Annotated in this window: 11 protein-coding genes; 7 read left to right on the top strand and 4 right to left on the bottom strand. The window is 47.8% G+C overall.

All coding sequences use genetic code 11. From position 1 onward, the window contains the following. Positions 1–251: 251 nt before the first annotated feature. The 3 genes from HGH91_RS12695 to HGH91_RS12685 form a co-directional block, all read right to left on the bottom strand. Positions 252–2,537 (bottom strand): GH92 family glycosyl hydrolase, encoded by a 2,286-nt coding sequence (locus HGH91_RS12695; RefSeq protein WP_168738786.1) that lies wholly within the window; start codon positions 2,535–2,537, stop codon positions 252–254. Positions 2,538–2,706: 169 nt separating this feature from the next. After that, positions 2,707–4,998: a GH92 family glycosyl hydrolase gene (locus tag HGH91_RS12690; RefSeq protein ID WP_168738785.1), complete on the bottom strand. Its 2,292-nt coding sequence runs from the start codon at positions 4,996–4,998 to the stop codon at positions 2,707–2,709. A gap of 295 nt (positions 4,999–5,293) precedes the next feature. Next, a complete protein-coding gene (locus tag HGH91_RS12685; protein ID WP_168738784.1) occupies positions 5,294–6,310 on the bottom strand; it encodes a LacI family DNA-binding transcriptional regulator in 1,017 nt (338 codons plus the stop codon). Between the two features lie 272 nt (positions 6,311–6,582). Between HGH91_RS12685 and HGH91_RS12680 the strand changes: the two genes are divergently transcribed. The 5 genes from HGH91_RS12680 to HGH91_RS12660 all read left to right on the top strand — a co-directional run bounded on the left by HGH91_RS12680 (position 6,583) and on the right by HGH91_RS12660 (position 13,488). Then, positions 6,583–7,659, top strand: coding sequence for a fatty acid desaturase family protein (locus HGH91_RS12680; protein WP_168738783.1), 1,077 nt, complete (start codon positions 6,583–6,585; stop codon positions 7,657–7,659). A gap of 244 nt (positions 7,660–7,903) precedes the next feature. Further along, positions 7,904–9,166 (top strand): beta-ketoacyl-ACP synthase II, encoded by a 1,263-nt coding sequence (gene fabF, locus HGH91_RS12675; RefSeq protein ID WP_168738782.1) that lies wholly within the window; start codon positions 7,904–7,906, stop codon positions 9,164–9,166. A gap of 147 nt (positions 9,167–9,313) precedes the next feature. After that, positions 9,314–12,199, top strand: coding sequence for an excinuclease ABC subunit UvrA (gene uvrA, locus HGH91_RS12670; protein WP_168738781.1), 2,886 nt, complete (start codon positions 9,314–9,316; stop codon positions 12,197–12,199). A 25-nt stretch (positions 12,200–12,224) separates the two neighbouring features. Further along, positions 12,225–12,701: a DUF6452 family protein gene (locus tag HGH91_RS12665; protein WP_168738780.1), complete on the top strand. Its 477-nt coding sequence runs from the start codon at positions 12,225–12,227 to the stop codon at positions 12,699–12,701. Further along, positions 12,664–13,488: a DUF6048 family protein gene (locus HGH91_RS12660; protein WP_168738779.1), complete on the top strand. Its 825-nt coding sequence runs from the start codon at positions 12,664–12,666 to the stop codon at positions 13,486–13,488. Before HGH91_RS12665 ends, HGH91_RS12660 begins: the two co-directional genes overlap by 38 nt. Before the next feature lie 73 nt (positions 13,489–13,561). Here the strand turns inward: HGH91_RS12660 and HGH91_RS12655 are convergent, their stop codons facing one another. Further along, the gene (locus tag HGH91_RS12655; RefSeq protein WP_168738778.1) at positions 13,562–14,026 is read right to left on the bottom strand and encodes a GNAT family N-acetyltransferase; all 465 of its coding nucleotides are present in this window, start codon (positions 14,024–14,026) and stop codon (positions 13,562–13,564) included. Positions 14,027–14,117: 91 nt separating this feature from the next. Here HGH91_RS12655 and HGH91_RS12650 point away from each other — a divergent pair, with 91 nt between their 5' ends. Both HGH91_RS12650 and HGH91_RS12645 read left to right on the top strand, forming a co-directional pair. Continuing rightward, positions 14,118–15,611 carry an ATP-binding cassette domain-containing protein gene (locus HGH91_RS12650; protein ID WP_168738777.1) on the top strand — a complete coding sequence of 498 codons (1,494 nt, stop codon included), beginning with the start codon at positions 14,118–14,120 and terminating at the stop codon, positions 15,609–15,611. A gap of 65 nt (positions 15,612–15,676) precedes the next feature. Next, positions 15,677–21,265, top strand: coding sequence for an alpha-2-macroglobulin family protein (locus tag HGH91_RS12645; protein ID WP_168738776.1), 5,589 nt, complete (start codon positions 15,677–15,679; stop codon positions 21,263–21,265). Positions 21,266–21,320 lie beyond the last annotated feature (55 nt).

Below are 21,320 nucleotides of genomic sequence, written 5' to 3'. Positions count from 1 at the left end.
TTGCATAAAAACAGGAGAAGAAAGAGCCATCAAATGCTATATTAATTGTCTAAAAGACAACAATAATAGCCATTACAGGCATTTTCATTACACACTACCATAATAGTGCCTCTAAATAAAATCATTCAAAAAATAATAAATCGCGATCACCCAACAGGTTAAAATACGTTCATAACTGACTATCCCACGACGTCCGGGCATAAAAAAAGCCGTCTCTACTGAGTAGAGACGGCTGTTGCACTATAGATTGATCACTGCTTCTTAGGTTTGTTACTCATATAAAAAGTAAGCGCCCCTCCATTCATGATATCGGCGTGTGTAATATATAAGCGGTTCAATGGCGTACCATTCAACAGTACCTTTTGTACATACACATTTTTATCGCCCTGGTTTTTCACATCTATGGTAAAAGTTTTCCCGTTCTCCAGTTGCAGCGTGGCTTTATCAATAGCCGGGCTACCCAGCGAATACTGGTCAGATCCGGGACAAACGGGGTAGAAGCCCAGCGTGGTAAAGATATACCAGGCGCTCATTTGTCCGCAGTCATCATTGCCACCCAGCCCATCAGGGCCAGGATGATACATCTTCTTCAGGATCATCCGCACCCGCTCCTGCGTTTTCCACGGATAGCCGGTCCAGTTATAGAGGTAGGCTACGTGATGGGAGGGTTCGTTGCCATGTACATAGTTACCGATGATGCCATCGCGGGTGATATCTTCCGTTTCTGCAAAAAATTTATCCGGCAGCTCCATGGTAAATAATGAATCCAGGTGTGCGGTAAACTGCCGCTTGCCGCCCATCATCCTGATCATATCATCCGGATTGTGCGGCACATACAGGCTATAATTCCAGGCATTACCTTCAATAAAGCCCTGGTCGTGCGTTTGCAGGGCATCAAAGTTAGCTTTGAAGCTGCCATCGTCCAACCGGGGACGCATAAAGCCAGTATTGCTATCATACACATTCCTGTAGTGCTGGGAGCGCTTCATGAATTCATCGTAAATGTCCATCCTGTTGAGCTTTTTGGCTACCTGCGCAATACACCAGTCATCATAGGCATATTCCAATGTTTTAGATACCGAAGAACCATTTTTATCTTCCGGGATATAACCGCGGTCAATGTAATATCCCAGGCCATCATAACTTCGGTGGCGGGCGGTAGTAACGCAGGCATCCAGGGCTTTATTCACATCAAACGGTGCGTTTTCTTTCATGATGGCATCGGCAATTACCGATACGCTGTGATAGCCGATCATACACCAGTTTTCATTGGCATAATGCGCCCATATGGGCAACATATGCTGAGCGCTCTGCTCATAATGATGCAGCATAGATTGTATCATATCGGCGTTGCGGCCGGGCTGAATCATGTTAAACAAGGGATGCAGGGCGCGATAGGTATCCCATAATGAAAAAGTGGTATAGTTCGTATGCCCGCCGGCGTTATGAATGTTCATATCCAGTCCGCGGTAGGCGCCATCCACATCCATATAAGTAGTAGGATTGATGAAGGCATGATACATGGCCGTATAGAAGTTTTCCTTTTCTTCCCGGCTACCGGATTCAATATGTATCTTATTCAGCTCTTTTGTCCATAATGCCTGTCCATCGCGCTTTACCTGGTCGAAGTCCCATCCGGGTATTTCCGCCTGCAGGTTTTTCAGGGCACCATCTGTACTCACGGGAGAGAGGGCAAATTTTATTTTAATTTTTTCACCGGGTGTGGTGTTAAAATCGAAATAAGCGCGAATTTGTTTTCCGGCCATTTCGGGGAAATTCTTTGTTTGATCAAACTTCCTCCAGAAACCTTTATACACATCTTTGGCGTAGTTGGCGTGCCCGTATTGTACAATGGGTTTGGAAAACACCATGGCGAAGTATTCTATTCTCGTACGTGCCCAGCCGTTAGTTTGCCGGAAGCCCGTTACCAGCGTATCATTTTCCACGCGGATAAACGTCCACACGTTTTTATTGTCATAGTTGTAAATACCATGCATCATATCCAGGATGATATGTGCCTGGCCGGCACCCGGGAAAGTGTACTGATGAAATCCTACGCGGTTGCTGGCGGTCAGCTCTGCGAGGATATTATCGTCTTCCAGTTTTACCTTATAGTAGGCAGGTTCAGCTACTTCCGTGCTATGGGAGTAGGCAGATCGGTAGCCACTTTCAGGATGATCGGCAGTGCCGGGGTTTAACTGTAAGGCGCCTGCAGTGGGCATAATCAGGAAATCACCGAGGTCGGAATGTCCCGTTCCACTGAAGTGCGTATGACTAAACCCTACAATGGTTTTGTCTTCATACTGGTAACCCGCGCAGTACTTATATACATCGGGGTTATACTTTCCATTCATTTCGTAAGGAATGGTATCTGTATCGGGACTGAGTTGTACCATTCCGAAGGGCACGGTGGCACCGGGATAGGTATGTCCCATTCTTTGTGTGCCGGTAATCGGCTTCACGTATTGTATCACGTTTTCCTGTGCTCTTACAGCAACAGCCGTAACGAGGAATAAGGGTATTAATAATTTTCGCATAGCAGTGGTTTTAAAAATTTTTAGCTGCCAGATGTTCGCTTTTGCCTTTGATTTTTTTATGTATTAAAAGCTAAAAACTAACACCCGACAGCTAAAGAGATACCTCCCGAAGAATCGGGACGAAATATTTCAGTGAACAATGAAAATCGTTTATATATCCATTTAGTGTTTATTTATTCGCTGTTGAATAAGAGTAAGGGAACGCCGCAGGAGAGGTACCTCTTGTTTTCTGCGGAGCAGCGCCCATCTTAAATTCCAGGGTACCGCCCTTCTGCAGATCCTGGTGGCTGATCCAGTTGTTGGAATAAGGCTTTCCGTTTAAGGCAGCGCTTTGTACATACAGATTTTTCTCGCTGTTTCCAGGTGCGTTGATCACCATTTTCTTACCATCTTCCAAAGTCATAGTGAGCTTAGAGAACAGCGGAGTACCCAGTACATACTGTTGAGTGCCGGGGCAAACCGGGTAGAAGCCCATGGCCGAAAATACGTACCAGGCACTGGTTTGACCATTATCTTCATCTCCACAGTATCCATCCGGGGTAGCTTTATACAGGCGGCTCATTACCTGGCGAATCCAGTACTGTGTTTTCCAGGGTTGTCCGGCATAGTTATACAGGTAGATCATGTGTTGAATAGGCTGGTTGCCATGCGCATACTGTCCCATATTCATGATCTGCATTTCACGTATTTCGTGGATAACAGTGCCATAGTAGCTTTCATCGAATACCGGCGGCATGTTAAATACAGAATCCAGCATACGGGCAAACATGTCTTTGCCTCCCATCAGGTCTGCCAAACCCTTCACATCATGGAATACAGACCAGGTATAATGCCAGCTGTTTCCTTCTGTAAAGGCATCGCCCCATTTGAATGGGTTGAATGGTGTCTGGAATTTGCCATCTTTATTTTTACCCCGCATCAGTTTTGTTTCGGGATCGAAGAGGTTGCGGTAGTTCTGCGAACGTTTTTCAAAGCGCTCAATTTCTTCCTTAGGCCGGTTCAGCGCTTTGGCCAGCTGGTAAATGGTAAAGTCATCGTACGCATATTCCAGTGTGCGGGCAGCATTTTCATTCACGTCTACATCATATGGAACATATCCCAGGCTGTTGTAGTATTTCACGCCCAGGCGGCCTACAGAGCTCATTGGGCCCTCGTTTTCAGAGTTTTTCAGTACTGCCTGGTAGAGGTTATTAATATCATATCCGCGTATGCCTTTCAGGTAAGCATCTGCGATGAGTGAAGCAGAGTTGGAACCCACCATACAGTCGCGGTGACCGGGGCTGGCCCATTCGGGCAACCAGCCGCTTTCTGTATAGGCATTGGATAGGCCTTCCATGATGTGAGCGCTGAGCGTAGGGTACATCAGGGTAAAGAAAGGGTGTACCGCCCGGAAAGTATCCCAGAAACCATTGTCGGTAAACATATAGCCTGGTAACACCTGGCCATTGAAGGGGCTGTAATGCACCACTTCATTTTTTGCATTGATTTCGTAGAATTTGCGGGGGAACAACATCGTGCGGTACAGGGAAGAGTAGAAGGTGCTTACCTGTTCGGTAGTACCACCTTCCACGGCCAGGCGGCCGAGTTCCTTGTTCCAGGTGTCTTTCGCTTTCTTGCAGGTGGCATCAAAGCTGTCGCCGCCAATTTCACGCTGCAGGTTTAATTCCGCCTGCTCGAAACTGATAAAGGACGAAGCAGTTTTAATGCCTACCTTTTCGCCTCTCTTCGTTTTAAAGCCAACTACGGCGCCGGTATGATCGGCCTGCAGTTCCAGCTGGCCTTTCACCAGTACGGAGTCATGCCAGGTGTTGCTAACAGTGAAAGGTTTATCAAAAGTGATAACAAAGTAGTTTTTGAAATTGGAAGGTACACCACCGCTGTTTTTGGTGGTATATCCAATGATCTTCTGTTGTTCCGGTATTATTTTAATATAGGAACCATGGTCCATCGCATCTACCACGATGAAGGCGCTGTCGGTAGCCGGGAAGGTAAAGCGCAGCTGGGCAGCTCTTTCTGTAGGCGTAATTTCCGTGGTTACATCGGGGTCGGCCAGGTATACGCTATAATAATAAGGACGGGCTACTTCTGACTTATGGGAAAACCAGCTGGCACGTTTGTTCTGATCAAACTTCACGGAGCCGGTTACCGGCATAATGGCAAACTGGCCATAATCATTGATCCATGGAGAAGGTTGGTGTGTTTGCTTAAAACCCCTGATTTTATCAGCGGTATATTGATATGCCCAGCCATTACCCATGGTATTGGTTTGAGGCATCCAGAAATTCATTCCCCAGGGAAGGGCAATGGCAGGATAGGTATTACCGTTCGACAGGCTTACCTTGGAATCGGTGCCCATCAGGGTGTTTACCCAGTCTGCAGGCTCAGTCACTTTATTTACCGTTTGGCTATAGGCGCCATGCAGGCATAATAAAGCGGCTGCTAACAGTCCAACTTTTTTCATGATTTCGATGATGATTATGTATTATAACAATTATTTTCAAAGGAATCACGCAAAGGAGCTAAGGAGCTAAGCAGCAAAGAAATTTTTAAGCGCCTTAAGCGCCCATGTTTTGACAAAATGCCTTTGCGGCTTTGCTCCTTTGTTACTTTGCGTGAAAAATCGATTTAGCATAGGTATAGAAAAAAAAGATTCATAGAATCCTTTCCCCTTACTTTTCAAAAGCCGATACTAAAAGTATAAATATTTTTCCAGCATTTGCAAGTATTTACCGGTTTTTTTGGTGGCTACCCGTCACTCAGGCCGATCCTCTTAATATAAACTTACCGGGCAGCTCTATGGCCTGCTTCTTCATAGGGCCATTGTTTTTATCCAGCTGATGCATCAATAAATCGATGGCTGTTTTGGCAATACCTTCTATCGGCTGCTCTATCACCGAAATACCGGGAGGGTATAAACGGAAAATATCGTGGTCGTCGAAGCAGAGCACAGCCAGGTCTTCCGGCATCTTCAGCCCCATGCGGGCTATCACTTCCAGCCCCAGGATACCCAGGTAGTTGGTGGAAAAGAAGATAGCATCCAGCTCAGGGTTGGACTCCAGGAAATCTTGTAACGCCCGGAGCGAATCTTCCCGCTGCCGGTGATACTGCAATTGCAGGATATATTTTTTCTTTACAGGAATTTTATGGTCTTTCAGCGCGGTAACATAGCCTCTCAGGCGCTCTTCTATTTGTATCAGCTTCACGTCTACCATCACGAAGGCTATTTTTGTCAGCCCCCTGCCAATCAGGTGTTTCATTCCCTGCTGTACTCCGTCAAAATTGTTGATCAGCACATAGGGTGTTTTGATAGTCGGAAAATAGCTGTCCATCAACACCACCGGTTTATGCTGGTTCACCAGCTGCTGGATTTCCTTTTCCATACCGGGAGCAGGGGTAATCAGGTAACCGTCTACCATCTGCCTGCCCAGCATCCGTATCAGTTCACCGCCCTTCTGCGCATTATTTTCTGTACTGCAATACACCACATTATAGCCTCTGCGCTCTGCCTCCGTTTCAATGGTTTTGGCCAGGCTGGCAAAGAAACTACCGGAAATACTTTCCACGATCAATCCCAGCGTTTTGGACTGCCCCGTGCGAAGGTTCACCGCCATCCGGTGAGGCTCATAACCCGATTTTTCGGCCACCTGCATAATCCTGGCGGCTACCTCATCCCGTATACGCATTTGTTTCCCCTTTCCATTCAACACGAATGAAACAGTGGAAGGCGCTACCCCGGCCAATTTCGCAACATCTTTAAGGGTCAATCTCTTCATGTATAGTGGTTGGTTTTGGCTGTATTTTAACGTGATGACAGGACTATCCCTAGCACTCTCTAAAACCTACGTTATCAGGCGTTTCACGCCCCTGACAGATACATATTCGCATGGAAATTACAAAATTAACCGTAATTACTACCAGTATAGCACAAAAATGGTTACCTTTCGGCCAACCTATGTGAAATATATATCGCAGGGGCACGTTATTATAATTCACCGGCTCCGTTTTGCCAGCACAGTTACCACTGTAGTAAAATATACTAGCGCGTATGAAGCATCTTTCTCAACTTACTGATCCCGTTTACGTAAAGCCGGAACATTACAGTGCACTTGATCGTCTTTTTTTAAGCTGGATCAGGGATGAGCGTGACCTCCCATTCGTGTACCTGACCATGAAAATTACCTTTACCCTGTGGCCACTGGCTATCCTATTATATGTACCAGGCCTCAACAACTGGCTCTGGTGGGGGGCTGCCATTGCGTACCAGTTTCTCAATAATATCACCTTCAAAGGACCTTTTGGCCTCATGCTCCACTGCACCAGCCACCGGGCCTTCTTTGAAAAAAAATACCAGTTCTGGAACAACTACCTCCCCTGGTTCATTGGCCCCCTGTTTGGCCAAACACCTGAATCATATTATGCCCACCATATAGGTATGCACCACCCGGAAAACAATATGCCGGATGATGACAGCTGTACGATGATCTACCAGCGCGATTCCTTCCGGGGATTCCTGCTGTACCTCTTCCACTTCGTTACCTTTGGCGTTTATGATACCGCCCGTTATCATATCCGTAAAAAAAGAAATAAGCTGATGGTGAAGCTGGTAAGGGGAGAAGTATTTTTTATCCTCGCCTGTGTGGGGCTGTCCTTTATTAATTTTCCTGCCACCTTCGTGGTATTTATATTGCCCTTTATTATCTCCCGTATCATTATGATGGTGGGCAACTGGGCCCAACATGCCTTCATTGATGCCCGTGAACCGGACAATTCTTACAAAAACAGCATTACCTGCATCAATACCAAATACAACCACAAATGCTGGAATGACGGCTATCATATTAGTCACCATGTGAAACCCAGTATGCACTGGACGGAGCACCCCGTTTACTTCACACAAACCCTCGACGAATATATCAGCAACGATGCCATCGTATTCGACAGCATACACTTTCTGCACGTATGGGCATACCTGATGGGAAAACGTTATGACCTGCTGGCCAAACATTTTGTGAATATCGGAGGCCGCTTCCAAACGGATGCAGAAGTAATTTCCTTCCTGAAACAACGTACCCGTAAAATGGCTGCTATATCGGAACCGGCTACTGCTGTTGCCGCTGCGTGATCCCATCTACCAGGAGTTTTTCTGCTGACAATTCTCTTGCAGCCGGCCTTTTTTTGACAAAAAATGCCTTGAAATTTGTAAGAGAAGGGTCAGAACATCTCTTATATGACGCTTAAATCCGTGCCCACACTGCATTTGGTCATAAAAACAGAAAAGTTATATTATATTATCTTAATGAATATGCTTATTCATAACAATAAGTAACTAAATTTGCGCTCTAACTTTTTTTATTAAAGTAAAAAATATGCGTACTGTTACACTGAAAAGGGTTGTGGTTACCGGCTTGGGAGCATTAACACCTATCGGGAATGATGTAAATACTTTTTGGAGCAACATGAAGGCGGGCGTAAGTGGCGCCGGCCCCATCACTAAGTTTGATACCACGGAGTTTAAAACCAAGTTTGCCTGTGAGGTGAAGAACTTTGATGTGGAAAAATATATGGAAAAGAAGGAAGCCCGCAAGATGGATTGCTTCACTCAGTACGCGATGGCGGCTGCACAGGAAGCAGTAGCTGATGCAGGGCTGGACAAAGAGGGTATCGACAAAACCCAGATCGGGGTGATCTGGGCTTCCGGTAACGGCGGTATGCTCACGTTCGAAGAACAGATCGTTGAATTCACCAAAGACAACTTTGTTCCTAAATTCAACCCGTTCTTTATCCCTAAATTAATCTGCGACATTGCTGCAGGCCAGATTGCCATGAAATACGGTTTCATGGGTATTAACTTCTGTACCGTATCGGCTTGTGCTTCTTCTACCAGCGCACTGGTAGACGCATTTAACTACATCCGCCTTGGTAAAGCCAAAGCTATTGTAACCGGAGGCTCTGAAGCCCCTGTTACCCGCGCTGGTATTGCCGGTTTCAACGCCCTCAAAGCCTTGTCGACCCGCAACCAGGATCCGGAACATGCTTCCCGTCCATTCGACACAGAACGTGATGGTTTTGTAATGGGCGAAGGCGCAGGCGCTATCATCCTGGAAGAATACGAACACGCCATTGCCAGAGGTGCTACCATCTACGGCGAAATGATTGGCGGCGCTATGACCTGCGATGCTTACCACCTCACCGCTACCCATCCGGAAGGACTGGGTGCACGCCTCGGTATGGAACAGGCCCTGGAAGATGCAGGTATCACTACCGAAGATGTGGATTATGTGAACTCTCACACCACCTCTACCCCCGTAGGCGACCTCAGTGAACTGAAAGCCATCGTAGCTGCCTTCGGCGAACATGCGCCAAAACTCAATATCAGCGCCACCAAATCCATGACAGGCCACCTGTTGGGTGCTGCCGGCGCTATTGAGGCCATCGCCTGTATCAAGGCTACCCAGGAAGACATCATTCCTCCTACTATCAATACTACTGTACTCGGCGAAGGTATCCCTACCAATCTGAACCTCACCCTTGGGAAGGCGCAGCAACGTACCGTTAATATTGCCATGAGCAATACCTTCGGTTTTGGTGGTCACAATGCCATCGTTGTATTCAAAAAATACACTGCGTAGAGCAAAAGCGTAAAGCAGAAAGCATAAAGCTATTATAGCGAATGATCTTAGCGAATATTGAAAATCGCATAGGTCGTTCGCTATAATAGCTTTATGCTTTCTGCTTTACGCTTTCCGCTTTTTCACGTAGCTTAGTAGTTTAATATTATGGCAAAGAAAAAAGAGAATGTACCCGCTGGCTCCGTTGCGCAAGCCCCGGCAGATGAACAAATAGCCATCTTTGGCGCACGGGAGCATAACCTGAAAAACCTGGACCTCCTGTTGCCCAAAAATAAACTGGTTGTCATTACCGGTATCAGTGGCAGTGGTAAATCATCACTGGCATTCGACACCATCTACGCGGAAGGACAACGCCGCTATATGGAAAGCTTCTCCGCTTACGCCCGGCAGTTTATAGGTGACATGGAACGACCAGATGTGGATAAGATTACCGGTCTGTCGCCCGTTATTTCTATAGAACAAAAAACAACGAATAAAAATCCCCGTTCCACCGTGGGTACTATTACGGAGATATACGATTTCCTCCGCCTGCTCTATGCACGCGCCGGCACCGCCTACTCCTATAATACCAACAAACCCATGACGCGGTTCTCCGAGGAAGAAATCCTCGCGCACCTCTTCAAACATTATAAAAATAAAAAACTGGCCATCCTCGCCCCGCTCGTGCGCGGACGTAAAGGCCATTACCGCGAACTGTTTGAACAGGTACGTAAACAAGGCTATGTAAAGGTGAGGGTAGACGGGGAAATACAGGACCTGAAAGAAAGAATGCAGGTGGATCGCTATAAGATCCACGACATCGAACTGGTGATAGACCGTATACAGGTACAGGAAGATGCCCGCACCCGTATCAGCCAGAGCGTGCAAAAAGCACTTACCATGGGCAAAGGACTGCTGTTCATCATGGACCACGATACCAATAAAGTGAGCCAGTACAGCAAACAACTGATGTGCGAGGATACCGGCCTTTCCTACGAAGAGCCCAGTCCCAACACCTTCTCCTTTAACTCGCCCTATGGCGCCTGCCCGCGCTGTAAAGGTCTCGGTAGCATCTACCAGATCAATATGGACGAGGTAATCCCCGACTATAATGTGTCTATCAGCGATGGTGGCCTTAAACCACTGGGAGAAGCACGCGATACCTTTACCTTCAAACAGGTACAGCAGCTCGCTAAAAAATATAAGTTCTCCCTCACTGCACCCATCGCCAATATCCCGCAAAAAGCCCTTAACGTACTCCTGTTTGGCGATGAAAACGGCAAACTGGAGGTCGACATGGACTATAGCGAAAGCAATAGCAATGGCGACACCGCCTACGCTACGGAATATGAAGGGGTCGTAAATATGGTACGCCGTTATTTCAACGATACCTCCTCCGATCACGTACGCAGCTGGGCCGAAGGTTTTATGCAACTGAGCACCTGCCCCGAATGCAACGGCGCACGCCTCAAAAAAGAAAGCCTCTTCTTTAAAATAGATGAGAAAAATATTTCCGAACTCGGTAATATGGACCTGGACAAGCTCCTGGCCTGGTTCGGTGGTATCGAAAACCGCCTGGAGAAAAAACAGAATGCCATCGCAAAAGATATCCTCAAGGAAATCCGCGAGCGATTGGGATTCCTGCTCAACGTAGGCCTCAACTACCTGACGCTCAACCGCCCTACGCGAACACTGAGCGGCGGCGAATCACAACGCATACGCCTGGCCACCCAGATAGGCTCCCAGCTCATGGGTATCACCTACATCCTGGATGAACCCAGCATTGGCCTGCACCAACGCGACAACATGCAGCTGATAGACGCCCTCCGCAACCTGAAAGAAATGGGCAATACCGTGATCGTAGTGGAACACGATAAAGATATCATGCTCCATGCCGACCACCTCGTGGATATCGGTCCAGGCGCAGGTATACACGGCGGACAAATCATCGCCCAGGGTACTCCTAAGCACATACTCAAACTCGATACACCTACCGCCGGCTATCTCAACGGCAATACAGCCGGGGAAATACCCGCCCAGCGCCGCAAAGGAAACGGCAACTTCCTGGAACTCAAAGGCGCTACCGGCAATAACCTGAAAAACGTAAACCTGAAAATGCCCCTGGGCACTTTCATTTGCGTAACCGGCGTTTCCGGCAGCGGTAAATCTACCCTGATCAATGAAACCCTGTATCCCATCCTGTCGAAACATGCGTACGACTCCAAGCTCGTACCCATGCCTTATAAAAGCATCAAGGGACTGGAGTTCATCGATAAGGTGATAGAAATCGACCAATCGCCCATAGGCCGCACACCACGCAGCAACCCCGCCACTTATTGCGGCTTCTTTACCGATATCAGAACACTGTTTGCTGCCGTACCGGAAGCAAAAATCAGGGGATACAACGCCGGCAGGTTCTCCTTCAACGTAAAAACCGGGCGCTGTGACGTTTGTGAAGGCGGCGGTATGCGCGTAATCGAAATGAACTTCCTCCCCGATGTATACGTGCATTGCGAAAAATGTAATGGCCGCCGGTACAACCGCGAAACACTGGAAATACGCTATAAAGGCAAATCTATCTCCGACGTACTGGATATGACGGTAGACGAAGCAGTAGAATTTTTCCAACCCGTTCCCTGGATTTACCGCAAGATAAAAACCCTGCAGGATGTAGGACTGGGATATATTACCCTGGGGCAGTCGGCCGTTACCCTTTCCGGAGGAGAAGCCCAACGCGTAAAACTGGCCACAGAATTATCTAAAAAAGATACCGGCAAAACCATTTACATCCTGGACGAACCCACTACAGGTCTGCATTTCCAGGACATTCAATTACTCCTGGCCGTACTCAATAAACTGGTAGACCGGGGGAATACCGTATTGGTGATAGAACATAACCTGGATGTTATCAAGATGGCTGATTATATCGTAGACCTCGGCCCCGAAGGGGGTGGAGGTGGAGGTACCATCTTATGTACCGGTACGCCCGAACAGGTAAGCACCTGTAAAGACAGCCATACCGCCCGTTTCCTCAAAAAGGAGCTGGGAATTTAATATCTTGCCAACTGCATTAACAAGCATGAAAAGCATTTACCAAATACTACTTACCTGTTTCATTTTCGCCGGCTTCATCGCCTGCGAAAATGAAACGAAAGTATGTGACCAGACATTAAGCAACAGTCTTCATATTCACTTTTCCCGCGATAGCCAGGGAATAGTGAGAGATACCATCATGCCCAAAGTAACGGCTTTTGCCCTGGGCAAGGATAGCATTTACAAAAGGCAACCGCTGGGCAATCTCTTTTTTCCGCTCTCCCCGGTAGCCGACAGCAGCCAGTATTACCTGAAGGTAGATTCCTCACTGGTAGCAGACACTATAACCGTAAGGTATACACGTGCAAAGCATTTTATATCTCCCGGTTGCGGTTTTGGTACCTACTTCACACTGGATACCGTTATCGCTACCCGGCATACCATCAACGATCTCCAGATTAATAATAAGTCAGTAATCAGCAGTAATGACACGCATCTTACTTTGTTTTTCTTTAATCAGTAGTATCCTTTGCAGCCTCGCTGTATCGGCCCAGCAACCGGCAGCAGCTAAACGGGATAGCATACATAAGGCCATCCTGGCAGATACCACCCACAAAGCAGTGGTGGATACTGCTAAAAAAATGGCCATACCGCTTAAAGACAGCTCCTGGTATATTCCGGGTGGCCTGCGGATAGGCGTGGATCTTAGCCGTATCGTTTCTGCCATCTATTACCCTTATAGAAAAGAAGTGACTATCGTTGCAGATGCCCGCATCAACAGCAACCTGTATGCGGCCTTTGAAGGCGGATATGCCAATACGCCCTATAGCGATTCTACCTACACCTATAAAGGAAACGGTATGTTCGTAACATTAGGAGTAGATTATAATTTTCTGAAAAGACAATACCCTACTGAAAAGAATATCTTCTACGGCGGTATCCGCTATGGGTTTTCACATTTCAACTATTCCGTACCTACTTATTCCATCAACAGTCCCTATTGGGGCGATCACCTGAGTGGCAGCGTGCCTAAAACCAATGTCAACGCCCATTGGGTGGAATTGCTGGTAGGCCTGAAAGCAGAAGTGCTGAAGAATTTCTTTATGGGCTGGAATATACGTGAACGTATCCTGATCAATAGCGTAAAAACAGATGAAATATCGCCACTGGTAATACCCGGCTTTGGCAGTGGCTCCAAAAGAGCGGTATTTGATGTACAATACACCATTTCCTATGTTATTCCTTTCTACAGGCTGAAGGAACATGCACCTAAAGTGGAAATAAAACAAAAGAAAATACCGAAGCGGTAAGTTTTTCGGGAGAGAAATAAATAATCGGGGGAAACCGGTGTGGAGATATCCGTACCAGTTTCCCCCGCTGGCATTATACGGTATGAGTACCGTGGGCGCTCCTCACCATCTCGATGTGAGGAATACCATCTTCCAGGTAAGTATCGCTGGTTTGTTCAAAACCCAGCGAAGTATAAAAACGTTGCAGGTATTGCTGAGCACCGATCTTGATAGGTACGGTTCCAAATTGCTGCTGCACCATGGCGATCGACCGCTCCATCAGCTCCCGGCCAGCGCCTGTGCCCCTCGCCAGCGGAGAGGTAATCACTCTCCCGATAGAAGCTTCCTGGTACTTGATGCCCGGCTGAAAAAGCCGCGTATAGGCCAGCAACCGACCGGTATCATCAGTACCCATCAGGTGCAGCGCCAGCTGATCGGTATTGTCGAGGTCCTGGTACGCACAATTTTGCTCCACCACAAACACCTCGCTCCTCAAACGCAAAATAGCGTAGAGTTCTGTTGTGCTAAGCTCCTCAAAGGATTTTATCTTCCAGTTCATAACCTCAATTTCGTATAAAAATATAAGATGCTTTCAATAATCCTGTTAATTTTATACCCGATAGATGAATATTGAGCCCAATCGTACAATCATGACACACCAACAAATACCCTTCCTCTCCCTGGAACATATCACCGTCAGATATCTCGACAAAACACTATTCAATACCCTCAACTGGCAAATCAGCAAAGGTGAACAGTGGGCCATCACCGGCCCCAGTGGCTCCGGCAAAACAGCTTTGTTAAATACCATTCTCGGTAAATTCAATGTAATAAATGGTAGCATTCATTACCACTTTTATGACGACTGGTGCCGGGAGCATACCATCACTGATCCCTGGTTCAATTATCGCAACCTGATAGCGATGGTAGGACATCATCATACTTTCCGCAACCTTTCCAATACTACCACCGACTTCTACTATCAGCAGCGCTTCAACAGTATGGATGCAGATAATTCGCCTACGGTGATGGAATACCTGGAAATTACGGCTACTCCACCACTGATCAATGCCCTGCGCATAACGCCGCTGATGGAAAAAAGACTGATCAAACTATCCAATGGTGAAACCCGCCGGGTAATGATTGCCAAAGCTTTGCTGCAACAGCCTCCCTTGCTGATGCTCGACAATCCCTATATAGGACTGGATGTACAGGCACGCAAAGACTTCAGTGCTATGATCAATGAAATCATTGCCGGTGGTACCACTGTGGTATTGGCTACTTCTCCCCATGAAATCCCTGAACATATTACCCACGTGCTCACCCTCGATAATGGGAGTATAACAGGCAAGTATACACGCCAGGAATTTGTACAACTGCCATTACCGGCTATCCAGGAAATACAACTCCCGGCCATAGCAGCAGATAAAATAAATACGCTGGTGCAAAATAGTCCGCAAGCTACCTTCGACACCATTGTCAGGATGGAAAACATCCATATTAAATATGGTGAAAACACCATCCTCCACAACATCAACTGGGTGGTAAAACCTAATGAGAAGTGGGCACTATTGGGTCCTAACGGTGCGGGAAAATCTACTTTACTGAGCCTCGTAAATGGTGATAACCCCCAGGCGTACGCTAATAAACTATGGCTCTTCGACCGCAAGCGCGGCTCAGGGGAAAGTATCTGGGATATAAAGAAAAAAATAGGCTTCGTATCCCCGGAACTGCACCAGTATTTTACTTCCCGCGACAACTGCCTGCAGGTAATTTGCTCTGGGTTTACCGATGTAATTGGTAGTACCCGTCCTGCTACACCGGAGCAGGTACAAATGGCCCGTGAATGGATGAGTGTACTCAACATTTCGGAGCACGAAAAAACACCGTTTAAACAGGTATCCGAAAGTGCCCAGCGATTAACGCTGCTGGCCCGGGCGCTGGTAAAAAATCCGCCCCTGCTCATCTTCGATGAACCTTGCCAGGGACTGGACGCCCAACAAAAAATGCACTTTAAGAAAGTAATAGAACAACTCTGTGATCATATGGCCGTAACCCTCATCTACGTTACCCACTATGAAGAAGAGCTACCGGCCTGTGTCGATAAATATATCCGGCTTGACAAAGGGGAGCAGAAAGCCTAGCTTTCTGCTTTCTAAAGAATTTTCCCGACATTCGCACCAGTTAATCACCCTAATTCTCCTTACTGATGCACCCAATCAAACGGCTCCCTGTTGTAGCTGCATTGCTCTTTTTCATGGCTATCCTGTTTATTGTCAGTGGTTGCCGGAGCACACGTAAAGAAATGAACCCCGAATTTGCCAGGTATATCGAGGCATATACGGCCGGGATCATTTCCAAACAAAGTGCTGTCCGCATTCACCTTACAGGCCAAACCAATATTACCCACACCCAGAACGAACCACTGGAGAAGGAAATCTTTGAATTTTCTCCCTCCATCAAGGGTAAATCCTATTGGATAGATGCCACCACCATTGAATTCAGGCCAGATGAAAACCTGCAACCCGGCAAAACCTACCAGGCTACCTTTAAATTGGGCAAAATACTGGAGGTTCCCAAAGAACTTAAATCTTTCGATTTTGAATTTAAAATTATCAAACCGGCTTTCTCTGTAGAAAACTTCGGACTGAAAGCCAGTACCAACAATACACTCGATCAAATGAGCCTCACCGGCGCTATCTATACCGCCGATGTGGAAGATCCCCAAACCATCGAAAAAATACTCGGTGCACAATACGCCGGGAAAAATTTACCTGTTACCTGGCAACATAATGCTACCGAGCGTACCTCCCGTTTTACCATTGCCAATATTGCACGCGGTAATATTAGCCGCAACCTGGAGCTCCATTGGAATGGCGCCCCCCTCAAAGTAGACAATGAAGGTAAAACAACCATAGAAGTACCTGCTGTAGGCGACTTTAAAGTATTGGCGGTTAAAGCCCTTTCCGACCCGGAACAACACCTGCTGGTACAGTTCTCCGATCCGATCAGCGTAGCGCAAACCCTGGAAGGATTGATCGGTATCTCCGGCCAGAGCGATCTCCGTTACACCATCGATGGCAGCGAAGTAAGCGTATATGCCCCCGTAAGACTGGAAGGCAACTACAACGTGATCGTTAACGAAGGCGTACTCAACATCACGGATAAACGATTAGGCCACACATTCAGCGCCAATGTGAATTTTGAAAATACATTGCCTTCTGTCAGCATTCCCGGTAAAGGCGTGATCCTCCCGGAAAGCAACAAGCTGGTAATGCCCTTCGAAGCCGTAAACCTCAATGCGGTAGACGTTTCCATTATCAAAATCTATGAAAACAATGTACCGCAATACCTGCAACGCAATGACCTCGACGGCAGCCAGGAACTGCGGCGTGTAGGCAAACCCGTAGTGGAAAAAACCATCCGCCTCGATGTGGATAAGTCGCTCAACCTGCACAAAAAGAACCGCTTCTTCCTCGACCTCGACAAAATGCTGCGCACCGAGCCAGGTGCTATTTACCGCATCACCATCGGCTTCCGTAAATCGTATGCCATGACCGCCTGCTCCGCTGATACCTCCAAAAACAGCGACAACAGCAGCTACTCAGACGAAGAAGGAGAAGATGAATACTATGGCGGCGGCGAAAAAATTGATGACGACGACTCCTTCTGGCAACGCTACGATAGCTACTATCCCTACGGTTATAACTGGGACCGCCGCAATGATGCCTGCTCTAATTCCTACTACAGCAAAGACAAATGGGCATCCCGCAATATCATTGCTTCCAACATTGGCCTCATCGCCAAAAGAGGTAATGACAACAGCATGCTGGTAGCCGTAACCGATATACGCGATACCAAGCCAATGATAGGCGTTGACCTGGAACTGCTCGATTACCAAAACCAGGTGATCTTCAAAACCAAGAGCGATGGGGAAGGCCTGGCCTCCTTTGAGCTGAAACGCAAGCCCTACCTCCTCATCGCCAAGAAAGATCATGAAAGAGGTTACCTCAAGCTCGACGATGGAAGCTCGCTGCCATTAAGCCGCTTCGACGTAAAAGGAGAAGAGGTACAAAACGGTATCAAAGGCTTCCTGTACGGTGAACGCGGCGTATGGCGCCCCGGCGATTCTATCTATCTCACCTTTATACTGGAAGATAAAGGACAGAAACTCCCGGCAGACCACCCCGTTACCATGGAGTTATACAATCCGAAAGGACAGCTCTATAAACGCATTAACCAGCACCAGGGGCTCAACGGGTTCTATAGCTTTGCTACAGCCACCGGCCCTGACGATCCTACCGGCAGCTGGGTAGCTAAAGTAAAAGTGGGCGGCGCTACCTTCCAGAAGAATGTACGCGTGGAAACCGTGAAACCGAACCGGCTGAAAATAAAAATGGATTTCGGCAGCCAGACTGCCCTCTCCAAAACCGGCGCCACCGGCACCTTGTCGGCCATGTGGCTCTTTGGCGCTACCGCGCAGCACCTGAAAGCGAAGGTAGATGTATCGCTCACCGAGCAAACCACCAGCTTTAAAAACTTTGCAGATTATTCCTTCGACGACCCGGTAAACCGCTTCGGCGCGGAAAATAAAACCATCTTCGAAGGCGCCCTGAACGACAACGGCAGCGCACCTGTAAACGCCGATATACAATTGGGCAAACTGCCTCCAGGCCAGCTGAAGGCGAACTTTGAAGTAAAAGTATTTGAACCCGGGGGCGATTTCAGTATCGACCATTTCTCCATGCCTTATAACCCTTATACTTCCTATGCAGGGCTGCGCATGCCGGCTGGCGACCGCACTACCGGTATGTTGCTCACCGACCGGCCGCATACAATTGAACTGGTAGATGTGGATGGCAACGGTAACCTGACCAGCGGCAGCCGCGAAGTACAGGTAGAACTCTACAAAATAAAATGGAGATGGTGGTGGGATGAAAGCGAACAGGAAGACTTCTCCAACTTCACCCAGGATAGCTATAACCAGCTGCTGAGCAAAGAAACCGTTACCCTCCAGAATGGTAAAGGTAAATGGGACCTTCGGGTTAACTCGCCCGACTGGGGCAGATACCTGGTAAGGGTAAAAGACCTCCAAAGCGGCCATACTGCCGGTAAAGCAGTGTATATCGACTGGCCGGGATGGGCAGAAAGAATGCAGAAAGAAAACCCGGCAGAGGCTTCTATGCTGGTATTTACCTCCGATAAACAAAACTATAAAACCGGTGAAGATATTAACCTCACCATCCCCAGCAGCGAAGGCGGACGGGGACTGATCAGCATAGAATCCGGCAGCAAAGTGCTGAAGTCTTACTGGATCACTACCAAACAAGGACAGACCACGTTTAAATTCAAGGCGGAAAAGAATATGACGCCGAATATATACGTGAACGTTAGTTTGCTGCAACCACACGCACAAACGCTCAACGACCTGCCTATCCGTATGTATGGCACCATTCCTATTTCCGTGGAAGATCCGGGCACCATACTGAAACCGGTGATCAGCATGCCGGATAAACTCAAACCGGAAACAGAAGCCAGCATCAGCATCAGCGAAAGTAATGGTAAGGCCATGACCTACACCATCGCCATTGTAGATGAAGGGCTGCTGGACCTTACCCGCTTTAAAACACCTGACCCGCATAGCTCCTTCTATGCCCGGGAAGCGCTGGGTGTAAAAACATGGGACCTGTTCGATTACGTGATTGGCGCCTGGGGCGCAGATATGGACCGCATACTCAGTATCGGTGGTGACGAAGGACTCAATAAAAATGCCGGCAGCGCCAAAGCCAATCGCTTCAAACCGGTAGTAAAATATATGGGCCCCTTCTACCTGAAATCAGGACAGAAACAAACCCATAAATTCAAATTACCTCCATACATCGGTTCGGTAAAAGCCATGGTGGTAGCCGGACAGGATGGCGCTTATGGCACCGCAGAAAAAACAGTGGCAGTGAAAAAACCACTGATGCTGCTCACCACTGCTCCCCGCGTATTGGGTCCATCGGAAACTATACAACTCCCGGTAACCGTATTTGGCCTGGAGCCCAGTATCCGCAATGCCAGCGTAACACTGAGCACCAGCCCACTGCTGGAAATAGTAGGCGAACATACCAAAACTGTTACCTTCTCCCAACCAGGAGAACAGATTGTTTATTTTGATGTAAAAGTAAAACCACTCACCGGCGTAGCTAAAATAAAAGTGGTAGCTGCCAGTGGCGCCGAAAGGGCAGAAGAAAATGTAGAACTGAATGTTCGCAATCCTAACCCTGTTATTACCAACATCATTGAAAATACACTGGAAGGCAATAAGAGCTGGCAGTCGGCATTCAGCCCGGTAGGCATGGCAGGCACCAACTCCGGCGTACTGGAAGTATCTACCATTCCTTCTCTGAACCTCGGCAAGCGCTTGCAATTCCTGATAGGATATCCACATGGCTGTATTGAACAAACTACCTCTGGAGTGTTCCCTCAACTCGTGCTCAATCAGCTGATGGACCTGAAAGAAAGCCAGCTGGCAGAAATAGACCGGAATGTGAAGGCCGGTATCAACCGCCTGAAGAGCTTCCAGACCTCAGATGGTGGCTTCAGCTACTGGCCGGGCGAAGGCAACTCCGATGAGTGGGGCACCAACTATGGCGGTCATTTCCTCATAGAAGCACAGGCACAAGGCTACACCCTTCCTCCGGGACTGCTGGACCAATGGAAGAAATACCAGCGGAATAAAGCCGGTACCTGGGCTCCGAGCACGCTCAATTTTTATGGTGGCGATCTTACACAGTCGTACCGCCTGTATTTGCTGGCATTGGCTAAATCGCCGGAACTGGGCGCCATGAACAGGCTCAAAGAATTCAAATATTTGTCTGCTCCCGCTAAATGGCGACTGGCAGCAGCCTATAAACTGGCCGGTCAACCAGAAGTGGCACAGTCCCTTGTGCGCGGCCTGAGCACCGAAGTGAAACCTTACCAGCAACTGGGAGGCACCTTCGGCTCCGACCTGCGCGATAAAGCCATGATACTGGAAACACTTACCATCCTTGGCCAACGTACTACGGCCAACGATATGGTGAAACAGGTTGCCGCTCATTTGTCGCAAAACGACCAATGGTACAGTACACAAACAACTGCTTACGCCCTGATTGCAGTAGCTAAATACTGTGGCAATAATAAAGGCGGTAGCAAGATGAGTTTCAGCTATACGCTCAACGGAGCAAAAGGTAATGTGAATGGTCAGTCATTTGTTACACAAGTGCCTGTTACATTCAATGGTGCTGCTGGTAGTGTAAGCATTCAGAACAATGGGCAAAATGTGCTGTATGTACGGCTTATCCTCCAGGGCCAACCGGATGCCGGCCAGGAGCCGGTGGCCACCAACAATCCTGATGTATTGGGCATGCAGGTGAGCTACAGCACCCGCGACGGCAAACCACTGGATCCGTCTACACTACGCCAGGGCAGCGACTTCATGGCTACTGTTACCCTTACCAACCCCGGCAAACGAGGCTATTACGAGCAAATGGCCCTGTCGCAGATCTTCCCGTCCGGATGGGAAATATTGAATACCCGTTTAATGGAAAACGACAGCGCGTTCCACTCTTCGCCATCTACGTATATGGATATCCGTGATGACAGGGTATATACTTATTTCAACATCGAAGAAAACAAAAAGCGTACTTACAATGTATTGCTAAACGCCGCTTACCTGGGCCGCTATTACCTGCCGGCCACGTCCTGCGAAGCCATGTATGACAATACCATACATGCTTTCCAGCCAGGTAAATGGATAGAAGTAGTAAAATAGAAAAGTGACTAGTAAAAGAAAGGGGGTGTTTCTTTATAAGAAACACCCCCTTTCT

Origin of the sequence: Chitinophaga eiseniae (assembly GCF_012641265.1) — a bacterium.
GTDB classification, from domain to species: Bacteria; Bacteroidota; Bacteroidia; order Chitinophagales; family Chitinophagaceae; genus Chitinophaga; species Chitinophaga eiseniae_A.
The sequence above is the reverse complement of the archived record's forward strand: the minus strand, read 5'-3'. Positions and strand labels throughout refer to the sequence as shown.